Source organism: Algibacter sp. YIN40 (assembly GCF_057219435.1).
Genome location: NZ_JBXVVC010000001.1, coordinates 1,238,228 through 1,252,608, shown reverse-complemented (window position 1 = coordinate 1,252,608; position 14,381 = coordinate 1,238,228). Strand labels below are relative to the sequence as shown.

The window sequence follows — 14,381 nt, the reverse complement described above, 5'->3', positions numbered from 1 at the left end:
TTTAAACAAAAGTACTCAACAACCGTAAAACATCTGTCATTTCTTTTTCAGTATTATAACTGTGCAAACAAAAACGTAACCGCTCATAACCTTTAGAAACAGTTGGCGCTAAAATGGGTTTAACATCAAATCCATTGTCTTGCATTTTTTTGGCTATCAATTTAACCTTTTCGTTCCCTGGAATGACACAAGAATGTATAGCGGAATCCGATTCAATAAAACTAGATGAGAGTTTATTATGACTAATTTCATCTTTAAAAAATCGAATGTTCTGATGTAGTTTTTCTAGGCTTCCTGTATCGGTTAATTCATTATAAACAGTATGGATAGTCGCTAAACTATGCGGAGGTAATGCCGTTGTGTAAATGAAGCTACGTGAAAAATTTGTTAGATATTCTTTTAATGTTGCGCTTCCTAAAATTGCCGCCCCATGACACCCCAGAGCCTTGCCAAAAGTAATAATTCGCGCAAAAATAGCATCTTCCAATTTTAAATATTGAACCAATCCTTTCCCTTTCTCCCCAAAAACACCAATAGCATGAGCTTCGTCCGTCACTAAATAAGCATTATGTTTTTTACTTATTTCCGACATTGCTTGTAAATCTGGAGAATCGCCATCCATTGAGAAGACCGATTCTGTGATAATATAGATTTTTTGCTCAAGAGGACTTCGACTCCGCTCAGTCTGACATTTTTGTTCTATATCAATGAGATCATTATGCTTGAACTTATAAGATTTGGCATTGCTCATACCAATACCATCCCGAATAGAAGCATGAATATATTCGTCGTATAAAATAATATCACCACGTTGAGGTACGCTCGAAAAAAAACCAATATTGGCATCGTAGCCAGAATTATACACTAAGGCACTTTCCTCATTATGAAAATTAGCCAGAATATTCTCAATTACATTATAAAGTCTATGATTTCCTGAAAGCAATCTAGACCCTGTCGATCCATTATTAGTAATGTTATGACCTTTTAAAAACTCATGAGCGTTATTAAAAATAGTTTTGTTGTTTGAAAATCCTAAATAATCGTTGGATGAAAAATCAATTGAGGTCGTGTGATCTCCAAGTTGTCGCAAGGCATTATTCGCTTTACGCTCTTCTAGTTTTTGTTGCAGTTTTTTAGGAATATTTTTCATTGAAAAACAAATATAATTAATGCTCTTGTTATTATACGATTAAAATATTTTTTAATTAAAATTATTGTTTTTCAATAATTTTATATATTTTTAATCTAGAAGGTTTAGCATTTTATTTTTTACCTAAAATAAGCAATCTACGCCTGCTGCAGAGGAAAACAGTTTAACCATATAACATGTCAATTGTCGTAAACCTGAATATCATGCTTGCTAAACGTAACATGAAAAGCAAAGAATTGGCTGAAATTATTGGTATCACTGCAGCAAATATGTCTATTTTAAAATCAGGTAAGGCTAAGGCTGTTCGTTTTTCAACATTACAAGCTATATGTAAGGCGTTAGATTGTCAACCCGCAAATATTTTAGAGTATGTTGAAGATTAAAATTGTATTTTTGAGGTTAATTTCAAATCTATTTTTTTAGCTATGAAAACAGGTCTTTTAGTTTTAGTTTTTTTTATATCATTTATTAGTTTATCTCAAAACAACTATATTGTTAAAACTGATGACGGTAGACGTGTGTTGCTAAAAGCTGATTATACATGGGAATATATTGATATTCAACCTTTAACCCTAGTGGATAGCGCAAAAGTAAAGGGCATTAAGCCTTTAAAATCAAATACTTGCAGCATTTCGGAAGATTTTGTTGAACCTAAATTAAACGCAAAATTACAATCACAACTAAAAAAGGGACGCGCCACTATAAAACATGTAAAAAAGAAAGTAGCTAAAGACTATAATTGTAGTGTGGACCAAGTTATTTTGCTATCTGCTAAGGAACAAAAAAGTAGAGATATTTATTCCTTTTGTGCAAATGGTACGAAAGTAACTTATAAACGTGTTGGCAATTCTATTATTAAGGCGATTGATCTTTTTTAACCTATTGTCTTCTATTTGCTAAAAGTGGTGGTGGCTCTCCTGTAAAAGGGTTCCATCTGCTTATCGTTTTTGCTTCCATCCCCGCAGCGGCAATAACGGCTCTATCACCATAACGCTCACGCATTCTATCTATAGCTTGACTTAAATGAAGTTGCTTATCATTGTCTTCAAACAGATTTATTTGATGACCTCCTTCAACTAAATGATTAAATTTTACACCTATAAGTCTTACTAATAAACGGCGATTATAGAGTTTTTTAAACAAATCTAAAACCACAGGAATTATGTTTTGATCTAAAGCACTATATGATATTCGCTGTTGTTGGGTATAGGTTTGAAAATCGGAATATCTAATTTTAAACGTTATACAAGCCGTTAGTTTATTGCCTCGCCGTAGTTGATATGCTAGATTTTCTGCCATAGCAATAATGATGCTTTTTAACTTAGCAACATCTGTTGTGTCTTTATTAAAAGTACGTTCTGTAGAAATAGATTTACGCTCATGGTATTGTATTACAGGGCTATTATCTATTCCATTAGCCTTTTTCCATATGCTTAATCCATTTTTTCCTAGTACACGGTGCATTAATTGCATAGGCATTTCTTGCACTGTTTTTATACGCTTTACCCCTAAATCGCATAAGGATTTATAAGTAACTTCTCCAACCATAGGTATTTTTCTAACCGACAAAGGTGCCAAAAAAAGTTTTTCATTACCTTTTAAAATGTGTATTTCATTATTGGGTTTAGCTTCTCCAGTAGCCACTTTTGAAACAGTTTTGTTAATAGACAACCCAAACGAAATTGGTAATCCTGTTTCGTTTATAATTCGATGACGCAACTCAGTTGCTAGTTTATGGCATCCAAAGAACTTATCCATTCCTGTTAAATCAATATAAAATTCATCAACCGATGATTTTTCATAAAGTGGTACGCTTTCTTTAATGATTTCGGTAACATTTTGTGAAAACTTAGTATAAACCCCTGTATTTCCTCTAAGAACAATAGCTTCTGGACATAACATCTTTGCCATACGCATTGGCATTGCCGAATGCACTCCAAACTTACGTGCCTCATAGCTACAGGATGCTACTACACCCCTATCTGACGTGCCACCAATAAGTACGGGTTTTCCATTTAAACGACTGTCAAGTAATCGTTCACAAGACACAAAAAAAGTGTCTAAATCCATATGTACTACAGCTCTGTTTTCCATTATCATATTGCAAGCGTTTTTACATTATCACTATAACGCGGATCCTCAATAATAGCTAATCTATACATAGAAATAACTTCAATATTAATACAATCGAACTCTTCTAAAACTTTCCCCGTTATTTTATAAACACCTCTCCCTCTAAACGGAAACTTTTTAGCTATAGGTGGAAAGTGAACAGTATCTATAAAGTGTCCTTTTCTGTCTAAAAAAGTTCCAAAATACATTTGCTTTCCATTTGATGTTGCTGTGTTTTTTGCTGTAATTAAATAGCCTTCAATACTAATTATTTTTCCAACATACTTATACAAGTCGTTTACCTTTAATTGATTTTTTAAAGGTTTTTCTAAGAGTTTAAAAGGGTTGCAAAGTGAAAATCCTAATAATTCCATTTCATCAAAAGCATTTTCTAAAAATGTGCTAGGAAGTTGCGGTGTTTTGTAATTAATTTTTTCGGTTTTAAACAACGTAACCACATACTCTTCATATACTGCTTTACTAATTTTCAAATGAGCTTCCCAAAGCAATTCTCGCTTATTAACACCTGTAAATCTAAACGCATTAATTTTTATTAAAATGGAAATTTGTTCCATAGAAATTGGAACTCGATCAATAAAATTATCTAAGCTTTCAAACAATCCGTTTTTTTGTCTTTCAGAAACTAACTTCTCTATGGTTTTAGATTGTAATGCCCGTAAAAGAATAAACCCTAAATAAATCGCACTACCCTTAATAATAGCCATGTTAAAACTAGTATTTACACATGGTAATTCAATAACAGCTCCATGCATTCTTGCTTCATGCACATAGAGTTCGGTTCTATAAAACCCTCCAAAATTATTTATGGTTGCCACCATATATTCCAATGGGTAATAGGCCTTTAAAAATAAACTTTGATAACTTTCTACAGCATAAGATGCTGAGTGACCTTTTGCAAAGGCATAACCTGCAAAACTTTCTATTTGTCGCCATACCTCAGCGGCAAGCGCTTCAGGTCTTCCGTCTTTTTTACAATTATCAAAAAACTGCTGTTTCACAGCTAAAAACTCATCGCGAGAACGAAATTTCCCAGACATTCCACGTCGTAACCTATCAGCTTCTCCTAAACCTAAACCTCCAAAAATGTGTGCTACTTTAATAACATCTTCTTGATATACCATAACACCATAGGTTTCGGGCATAATATCAAGTAAAACAGGATGTGCTTTATTTATGCGTTCTGGATAGCGATAACGCAAAATATATTCACGCATCATACCAGATTTTGCAACTCCTGGGCGAATTATTGAACTAGCAGCCACTAAGCCTAAATAGTTATCTACTTGTAATTTTCTTAATAACATTCGCATGGCAGGAGATTCTACATAAAAACAACCAATTGCTTTAGCATTTCTAAGTAGGTTTTTTATTTTTTCATCTTCTTTAAACCGTTTGATATCATGGATATCTATTGGTTCTCTTTCTGGGTGATTATATTTTACAATCTCTACGGTATCTTTTATTTTTCCAAGACCACGTTGACTGAGAATATCGAATTTATAAAGTCCAATATCTTCAGCAGTAATCATATCAAACTGTGTTGTCGTGTAGCCCTTTGGAGGCAAAAAAGTGGTAGTGTAATAATGAATAGGTTTTTCCGAAATAATAATACCACTAGCATGAATACCTAAATAGTTAGGAAACCCTTGAATGTAAGCACTATATTTAATGACTAACTGAGATAATTTATCCAAATTAGTTATGTTGTACTTGCCTCTGGTTAGTAAATCCATTTCAGCTTTAGGCAAACCAAAAACCTTACCCAATTCTCTAACTGAAGCTCTAAACTTAAATGTATTGTAAACTGCAAGAAGTGCGGTGTTTTTAAAGGTTTTAAAAATAAAATCGGTAATATCGTCTCTATCTGCCCAAGAAAAATCAATGTCAAAATCGGGTGGATTTTTTCGATATAAATTGATAAATCGTTCAAAATACAAATCTAACTCTACTGGATCAACATCGGTAATACGCAATAAATAAGCAACAATACTATTGGCGCCACTACCTCGACCTACATAGAAATAATCCTTACTCCTCGCGTATTCCAAAATTCTCCAATTAATTAAAAAATACGACACAAAACCTTTCTCTTTAATAATCTCCAATTCTTTTTCTATTCGTTTATAGACAGTATCGTTAGGATTTTTATAACGGTAATTTAAACCTTGGTATGTTAATTTTTTTAGCAATGTATAATCTGATGACTCATCTTCTGTATACGACCTTTGATTGTTTGGTGTTTCCTGTGAAAAATCGAATTCTATGTTACAGTTATTTAAAAGGGATAATGTATTCTCCAGAAGTTCTGGAAATTCTTGATACGCTTCACACAACTCATGATACGGTAACATTCTATCTGTTTCTTTTCCTTCTTCACTTTTAGGAAGCTTACTTAATAACGTATTATTATCAATGGCTCGTAATAATCTATGTGTATTAAATCCCTTTTTGTTTTCAAAAGAAACGGTTTGCAAAACCACTAACTTTTTACGTAATGTATCCCATTTCGAAAACTTAAGATGGTTAAGATCTCCTGGTTTAATTCCTAAAAATTCATTAGACTTTAATCTGTAAATCTTCCTATGCTTATAGGGGTAGATAACAAAAGTGTCTTTAATCTCAGGTGCTTTTTCAGGCATTTTAATACTCTTATCATGTAAAACCCCAGAGAGGTATATATTGATGTTTTTAAAACCATTATTGTTTTTAGCTAATAAAATAAATTGCTGCTGTGCCCCATTTCTAAAGTCTACTCCAACAACTGATTTAATTTTATATTTAGGAGATAACCTTACAAAATCTAAACAAGCAGATGTGTTATTTATATCTGTTAAAGCAATAGTCTGCAAACCATTTTCTGAAGCAATAGCAAGCAATCTTTCTGGCTTAATAGTGCCATAGCGCAGACTGTAATATGTGTGACAATTAAGATACATGTGGTCAACAAAATTAACTACTATTTGTAGTTATTATTACTTATATTTGTAGCAAATGAAAAAAATACAATTCAATATTCGACATTTAAGAACTGCAAAAAAAATGTCGCAAGAATACTTCGCTGAAGAATTAGGGTGGACGCGTTCCATAGTAGGCTCATATGAAGAAGGGCGCTCTGAACCATCAATAGAAAAGCTTATTGAACTTTCAAACTATTTTGATATTCCCATAGATATTTTAGTAAAAAACGATTTACGCATCGCAAAAGACACCTCGTTTATTGAAGTTGGGAACAAACGTGTGCTATTCCCCATTACAGTTAATGATACGGACGAAGATTTAATAGAAATTATTCCTGCTAAGGCATCTGCAGGATATCTGCAAGGATATGCAGATCCTGAATACATTGAACAATTACAAAAAATAAAACTCCCTTTTTTACCTACAGGAACACATAGAGCATTTCCTATAAGTGGCGATTCTATGCTTCCTGTAAAGGACGGTTCTTTTGTTGTTGCTCGATTTATAGATAACATAAGAGACATTAAAGATGGGAGAACTTATATAGTATTTACAAAAAAAGATGGCTTAGTATATAAACGTGTTTATGATAAAATTGAAGAAAACCATAGCCTTCTACTCTGTTCAGATAATAAAACATACGCCCCTTATAGTGTTCCTATTGAAAACGTTATAGAGCTTTGGGAATTTACTTGCTGTATTAACACCCAAGAATATAGTGAAGATGAATTAAAATTAAGTAGTATCATGAGAATGTTTCAAGAGCTTAATGTAGAATTAAAGTCTATTAAAAATTTAGATCATAGCTGAAGACACTAAGATATATTTTGAAAACTCATCTCCAAAATCACATCTTTATAACTTCAGCTAGAGAATATTATTAATTCCCAAAATTATATCTCAATGTAAACCCTGAACGAATGGTTGTTTGCGGAAACGCTGTGGAAATTGCATACTCAGAAAATGCATAATCAAAATAAAAGATTGCTGTTAGATTTTTACTGAAGGCATAATCTGCGGAGTATTTTAAACCCCAAATAGTCTGTCCAGAAGTAACTTGATTATTCTCTAAATCTAAATACCTTATAATCGTTTTATTATCTCTTATAGAGATATCTGCCTTCATATTCAAATCACTCACTATGCGTTTTTTGGGACCGGCTAATTGCGATTTTATACGCACATCTTTTATTCTATAACCCAAGCCTAAAACATACTCGTTTCCTAATATCTCTGTCATTAAATTGTTATCGAAACTAAGCGATAACAATCTATCTTTCTTAACCTCAGCTAATATCTTAATGGAATTTTTCATCTCCATATCAATTCTAATAAGTGGGCTAAACATTTCTGTTAAATTGATATTACTGAAAAGTGTTTCATTTTTATAATTCCCAGATTGATCTTTAGTTTCTGGAGCTTGACTATCATAATCTAAACTAAAATCTGGACTCACATAATCTAAATTAGATTGAAACTGATTAATCGTATAATTAGAACGATATCCATGTGTTAAAGAAAATCTTTTAAAACGTTTTTTAAACCAAGCAAACTTCATAAAACCTGTATACTTTAAGTCCCAGTTTGGAATAGGTACATCCCGAAATGCTGTAGTTTTTACTTTACCTGCATCTTGTCCTGAATAAGCTGCTAAAAACGCTGGCAATAAGACTGTTTGACTATTTTTTCCATAACCTCTTGGGAAACCATCAGCATCCACATCATTAACATCAGAGCCATTTTGTTGTGCCAATCTTCTAGCTATTATTAATCTATTAGCTCTAAAATCATTAAAGGCATCAGAAGATGTTTCATCACTTTTACTAAAGGCCGTTTTTATTAAAATCGTTGAAATATTAAAGTTTCCAAAAGTATTAGGTGTTAAAGATTCGTATTCTAATTGACCGCTAACATTGTTAACACGATAATTCTCTGTGTAATTTTCAAAATAGGTTCTATTACCAACTATATCAATTTTTAAATCTCTAAATGGCTCTAAGTTTGCAGATAAATCTAGTTGTCTAGTTTGTGTTTCTGTATATTGTTGGTTAAATTCCGGAAATACCGTTAACCAACCTCTTCTTGCTGCCAAATGTCGAATATCGCTTTGGCTACCAAACGTATAACCTAAAGTAGGTTTTAGTGTTCCCACAAAACCAGGGGTTTGTAAATATCCAGGTAAGAATGTTCCGTTATTTTCTGAATAATTTACTTGAATTCTCTTAATACTCGTTAAAATATCAATTCCAGCATTTAATATTTTAGTTCCAGAATTCGTTTTATTTTTTTCTTGATTGGTTGCATCTTGATTGTTTGATCCTGGAGGACCAGAAGCAGCTCTTCTTGTTCTAGCGCCTCTAATAGGTTTTTTCACCAAGCCAATATATCTATACAACTTTTTCATATCTAAAGTTGAATTTATATTGTGTGTATTTGCGTTCTGGATGGTGTTCCCCAAATCATAGGTTTGTCCATCAAGCTCTAGGTCTCCAAATAAATCGGATCCTTTTTGCCATTGGAAGTCACCACTATATTGGTATGTCGCCTCCAAAAAGCTTAACGTAGGTATCTTACTTAATGGCAATTGATAAGTAATTCCTAGCTGTTGGGTTTGCCTATTAGGATCGCCTACATCTAAGAACCCATCCCAGACATCAAGGTCGGGATTTTGTTCTCCATTAATAATATTATCTTTAAAATAATTTCGAACAATATTATTATTAGCTGCAGTAAAGTTTAACTGTAATGCATCGGTTAAATTGTAATTAATCGTGTATTGAAAATCGAAAGTATAGTTTCTTCTAAACAATTCTTCTATACCTATATTCCCTCCGCCTAAATCAATTTCTCTAAATTTTTGTTTATTGAATTGTCTATTTATATCTGTATTAACTGTGAAACTCGTTGGCAATAAATTAAAATTAAAATCTTTTAATATTTTCCAATATTTTCCTTTAAATAATGAATCGTTCTTTTTAAAAGGCTCTACTTTAATTGGGTTGAAATTAAACGCATAATTAACGCCTGCTCTTACGGTTTGATTAAGAGAATTTTCTATTTCAAAATCACGATGCTCAACTTTATTATATGAATAATTAACGGTTAGATTTTCAACATCGTAGAAGCGAGGTATGGCATCTTCACTTGTTCTAATTTTTCTAACACCAATAAAATTTATACTTTGCCTTTTGGTATAATCTTCAGATTGTTCTTTTATTCTTTCTCGATCTTCGTTAGTATTAGCTGCTTCTAATCTAGAATCCAAAGTTAAATCTTTATAAAATTGATCGTACTTCGGTGTTATTAACTCTTCACTTTGCGCATAATTAAATGGTATTTGTATACCCCATTTTTTTGGTAATAATTGCCCAACATTTACATTGGTTACCACATCATATTGTTGAACATCCTCTAAACTTCGTTGGCTAGGGCCTTGCTCTAAAGAACCAAATCCAGAAGTGCTTTGCCTTCCTGTAGCACTAATATTCATGAAATCTGCGATATTCGCATCCATACTAACCACAGCAGCCCAACCACCTTCATTATCTAAATCTGATAATCGTAATTCGTTAAACCAAACTTCTGCACACACATCATTACTATTAGTACGGTTTTTAACCCCTACCATCAATGTTCTAATATCTCCAAAATTAGGGTTTCCTCTTATACCCACACGGTGTTGCCCAACTACATAATCTGAAAACTCATCATTAGGTACTGGAATTATTTCGCCATCAACTACATCGTAAAAAGTTGGATCTTCATTAGTCAATGTCATATCTGAAATTCCTTGAGCTTTAATTTTACCTAAAACCTCAATTGGTAAATTAATTTCATTCTCTTCTGGCCATAATTCTTCTCTAGATATTCCAGTAGACACTTGAAGCGGTACTTCAATTTGATAATAGTTTTCAGTAAGGTCATTACCCATACGTATAAATCCTACCAACTCATCGCTAGTTAAGTTTCCAGAATCTCCCGCTTCGGCATGCATAAACATTCTTAAGCGTTTATATTGACGCATATCGATATTAATGTTTTTAAATACCGCTTTAGAATCTTGAGCTTCTAAATTACAAACGTTAACAACTAAAGACTGTTCGTTTTGTTCAACAACCGTGTTATTATTAAATAATTCTTCTGGTTCAATACCAGGAGGTCTTTGATAACTTCCTTCATTTTCAATAGTTCCTATAATTCCAACAGAAAACTCGGTTTGAGCATCATCTGGTGTTGCATCGTTTTTATCAAGTGCTTGTGTATAACGTCTCCAATCACTTCTAACTAAATCCAATGTACCAAAACGGAATACTGTTTTTTCCTGAAATTCTTTTAAATAAACACGTGCAAATCGGATAGATCTAAAATCTGTAATACCTCCATAACGCTTGTACTCTGGAAATGCAGGATCATCAAATCTATCTAAAGGCACATTAACAGGAATTCTAACTTGAAACCATCTAACATTCTTTGTGTCTCCATTAGGAAGTGTACGCGGTTGAATTTTAATATCTGTTAAAAATTCTTTTAAAGGATTTGAATCGGGTAAATTTTCAAACGCTACCTGATCTTCTGGTAAAAATTGTGGTGCTAATTCAAGTTCGTATTCAAAATAGCTATCAATCGTATTCATGGTATTATCACGATTAATATCCTCAACATCTGGCTGTGTATTAGCGCCTCTATCGGTATTACTAAAAGTATCTGGCGTATTTCCTTGAACTCCATTATATTGTTTATAACGTTCAAAAATATCTCCCGAAGCGTTTAAGAAATAGGTGTAATTATCATTTGCTGGATCTGGTCCAAAATCGGTTCCAAAAACAGCTGTTTCTTCTCCATCGTCATAACCATCGTACCCCACATCTTGATTATCACGTTCTTGTCCTGTTGTATCAAATGCATAAATAAGCGACTGATTTTGAGGTACAACTGTATTATAATCTGTTGGCAATAATAAACTTACATCACCATCTTCAGGTAACCCGTTTTCATATAATTTTCTACCATCTCTAATCACATCCTCAGAAACATTCCCCAAATTAAATACTAATTTACCTCCTGGGTTTGTAGCATTCTCTTGAAATGGGTCTTGCAACCAAAACTCAATGTATTCTACATTCGCTTGTTCTAAATCTGTAGAAGTTAATTGACGTGTGATACCTGCCCAAGAATCGTTAGGATTATCTAATCTTCCATCGTTATTTACATCAGAACTACTTAGTGGTTCAAAATTATAAGGTCCACGTTCATCAGGATAATAGGCTAAATCTAAACTAAAGAGTACGGAATTTTGACCTTGAACTAAATCTCTATTCGGAAATAATTCATTTATAAAAATACGGCTTGTAAATAAATCTGATAAATCGTCGTCGCTTACATCATCAGGTCGTTGACTACTATAAAAAATAGGATCAATATTATACCAGTTTAGCAAAGCTCTGTCATAACCATTGGTCATACCATTAACATCAAAATTATCCGTACCATCAACTCGTAATGGTCTACTAGATAAAAACCAAGATTGTTGTGATTTTAAATCAATAGCATTTTGCGAACCCTCAAAATCATCAACATAGGAAGTTGCCTCACCATTCAAATTAGTTCCTTTTGGTGCTCCAGGAGCTAGATAAGCAAACTCCCCCCTAACAGATACATTAGATTCAACATCAGTATCAATATTTGGTAATTTATTAGCTAATCTGGTTAAAAATGGAACCTGGGTAGCGTAATTTCCATTGAACCCGAAAATAGTATTGTTAATTGGCTCTGACCCATAGTTCGCTTTTTGAGTAATAGGTCGCTCATTTAGATTTAAAAGTGTTGCTCCCAGCACAAAATTCTCATTAAACTTATGCTCAACATTAATCCCAGTAAAACGTCTTGTTTGTTGACCGAAAACTGCATTATTCTCCGTTGAAACATTTATTGGTGTATTAGAAGCTTTTAAGGCTTCATCTAAAATTTGAACACGCCCCAATTGATAGTTTACTGTGTAATCTATCCCCTCAACTAATACACGTCCTCCTGCAGTCACCTTAACCGAACCTCGAGGCACATTAAATGCGCCGATAGGAATACCATCACCGCCACTTGACTTATACCGCCCTTTTAATTTAAACTTATTCTTTTCAACTTCCTCCAGAGCAGCTGTTTTTGTGCTTTTGTAAAGAACATCGTAAACATACTTTGCTTGATTCTCGTTATAGGTACTTGTTACGTCATAATCTTCGCTAGGATTAAGAGACAATTTATTAAATAGAAATTCTCCGAAAGGTTCTGCGCTAGGAAATATTATTTTTCCGTTTTGTGGCAATACTGTAATCCCCGGAACATAGTCGAAAAAACCGTCCCCATTTGTTTGCGGGTCATTGTTAAAATTCAACTTATCTAAGCTAAACACTCTTAATAATGGTGATTCTTGAAGCCCTTTTTCGTTAGGTGCTGGTGTTGGAAAGGGTGTTGTTCCTACCGGCGTTATAAAATTTAAAGGTGATGCTTCGTTATAAAATATATTTAATTTGAAATCATCTTGACTCAAGTTAAAAGCACCTGTATCATAAATATTTTTCATCATTAAGTCCCATACTGGTAATTCAACGGCTGTAACACTACTTTTTAATAGTTTAAGAACTAAATTAGAATTAATTACCTGAGTAACCTGTCCTTGACCATTAGTAGTAACATCGGTTGCATTTACACCATCGTTAGCAAATTCACCAACTTGGTATACTTGTCCACCGACAGTAAATTGAAAAGCTACCGCTAAAACTTCGTCGTTATTTAAACGTTGATTTAATGAAATATATCCTAATTCTGTATTTAAAATATATTCTTGTCCTTGAATAAGTTTTCTCGCGTTTTCTAATTTGGCATAATCAAAACCTTCATTAGTATTAGGAACTGTTATTGCCTGTTGTACTGTTGCAACATCTCTAATGGCATCAGTTATTAAACCTCCAGGTCCTATTGTGTTAGGATCGAAATCGTTATTACCATTATCTGGAAACGCATTTGGGCCAACATTTACAAAATTTGCAGGGGGTGTTTGCAGTCCAATACGGTCTCCTTCACCTATATCTTGAAGTGCCACAATATTTCTAACATTCTCGGTTCTATTACTTCTATTGGTCGTCCAAACCTCTATCCTCGTAATTTGCAATCCTTTGGTATCTAAATACGGATAGGTTTCTAGAGCCGAATCGTAATTATCTCTAAAATACTGTGCTAAAAAGAAGTGCCTGTTCTCGTCATAATCTCTTATAAAAAGATCAAATTCTTCTAATGTTCCTCCGCCTTGAGATACTACCGAAGTAGATTCTGATTTTTGCTCAGAAAAAACACCGGTTACTGTAGTTCTACCAAATTGTAACTGTGCTTTAACACCAAATAAACTTTGAGCACCTGTTATTAGTGAACTATTAAGAGGCATACTTACATTACCAACCTCAATTTTTTGAATGATATCATCCTCGGTAGGTGTATACTCTAATTTTATTAAATTTTGAAAATCAAAAGTTGACTGAGTGTCATAATTAGCTGTTACCTGAAGTCGTTCACCAACTTTCCCTAGTAAACTTAGGCTAATTCGTTGATCAAAATCAAAGGTAAAATTACTTCTATTTCGAGGTGAAAAAGAAGGATTATCTTGTTGTGAAAATAACACCCCTAAATCCATTTCTACAGAACCTTGAGGGATTACTTCAATGGTGTTTCCTCCAAAAATAGATTCAAAAAAACCAGAATTCACATAAAACTCTGGCAAAAGATTTTTTTGCGCATCTTCAGATCCTTCTTTCTTACCGTCAAACGCAGCAATTTTTTCTTGGTAGTATTGTTTTAAGCTTTCTTTGGCAACTAATTCATAATATTCTCTAGGAGTTAGAATTACAGGGTAATTGATATTAAAAGTCCCGACTTTCTCCGTATAAATATACCTGTCAGTTAAAGCATCATAAGTATATTTAGATTCAACACTATTAGGGTTAGGTGTTTTTATATTTCCTAAACTAAATCCTGTTTTTGTTGAGTCTTGAGGAGTTTGTTGTGACCAAGCAGTTCCAACAATCAAGAAAATAACAAATAGTGTAAGGTAATTTTTAATAGATATATACAAATTATGGTTAGTTGTATTCAAAAT

The 14,381-nt window shown here is 33.1% G+C and carries 7 protein-coding genes; 3 read left to right on the top strand and 4 right to left on the bottom strand.

Annotation, left to right across the window (positions count from 1 at the left end; all coding sequences use genetic code 11):
• Nucleotide 1: 1 nt before the first annotated feature.
• Nucleotides 2-1,150, bottom strand: a complete 1,149-nt coding sequence (locus AC2D6V_RS05760) for an aminotransferase class I/II-fold pyridoxal phosphate-dependent enzyme (protein ID WP_484647107.1) — start codon at nucleotides 1,148-1,150, stop codon at nucleotides 2-4.
• 176 nt (nucleotides 1,151-1,326) lie between these two features.
• Here AC2D6V_RS05760 and AC2D6V_RS05755 point away from each other — a divergent pair, with 176 nt between their 5' ends.
• Both AC2D6V_RS05755 and AC2D6V_RS05750 read left to right on the top strand, forming a co-directional pair.
• Nucleotides 1,327-1,533, top strand: a complete 207-nt coding sequence (locus tag AC2D6V_RS05755) for a helix-turn-helix domain-containing protein (RefSeq protein WP_484647106.1) — start codon at nucleotides 1,327-1,329, stop codon at nucleotides 1,531-1,533.
• A gap of 42 nt (nucleotides 1,534-1,575) precedes the next feature.
• Entirely contained in the window at nucleotides 1,576-2,028 is a 453-nt protein-coding gene (locus AC2D6V_RS05750; protein ID WP_484647105.1) for a DUF3157 family protein, read from the top strand.
• Nucleotide 2,029: 1 nt separating this feature from the next.
• Here the strand turns inward: AC2D6V_RS05750 and dinB are convergent, their stop codons facing one another.
• Together dinB and AC2D6V_RS05740 are read right to left on the bottom strand one after the other, a co-directional pair.
• A complete protein-coding gene (gene dinB, locus AC2D6V_RS05745; RefSeq protein WP_484647519.1) occupies nucleotides 2,030-3,244 on the bottom strand; it encodes a DNA polymerase IV in 1,215 nt (404 codons plus the stop codon).
• Between the two features lie 2 nt (nucleotides 3,245-3,246).
• Nucleotides 3,247-6,219 (bottom strand): DNA polymerase III subunit alpha, encoded by a 2,973-nt coding sequence (locus tag AC2D6V_RS05740; protein WP_484647104.1) that lies wholly within the window; start codon nucleotides 6,217-6,219, stop codon nucleotides 3,247-3,249.
• Between the two features lie 55 nt (nucleotides 6,220-6,274).
• Here AC2D6V_RS05740 and AC2D6V_RS05735 point away from each other — a divergent pair, with 55 nt between their 5' ends.
• A complete protein-coding gene (locus AC2D6V_RS05735; protein ID WP_484647103.1) occupies nucleotides 6,275-7,051 on the top strand; it encodes an XRE family transcriptional regulator in 777 nt (258 codons plus the stop codon).
• Between the two features lie 70 nt (nucleotides 7,052-7,121).
• On the opposite strand, the gene sov is transcribed toward AC2D6V_RS05735, so the two are convergent.
• Nucleotides 7,122-14,378 carry a T9SS outer membrane translocon Sov/SprA gene (sov, locus tag AC2D6V_RS05730; RefSeq protein ID WP_484647102.1) on the bottom strand — a complete coding sequence of 2,419 codons (7,257 nt, stop codon included), beginning with the start codon at nucleotides 14,376-14,378 and terminating at the stop codon, nucleotides 7,122-7,124.
• Nucleotides 14,379-14,381 lie beyond the last annotated feature (3 nt).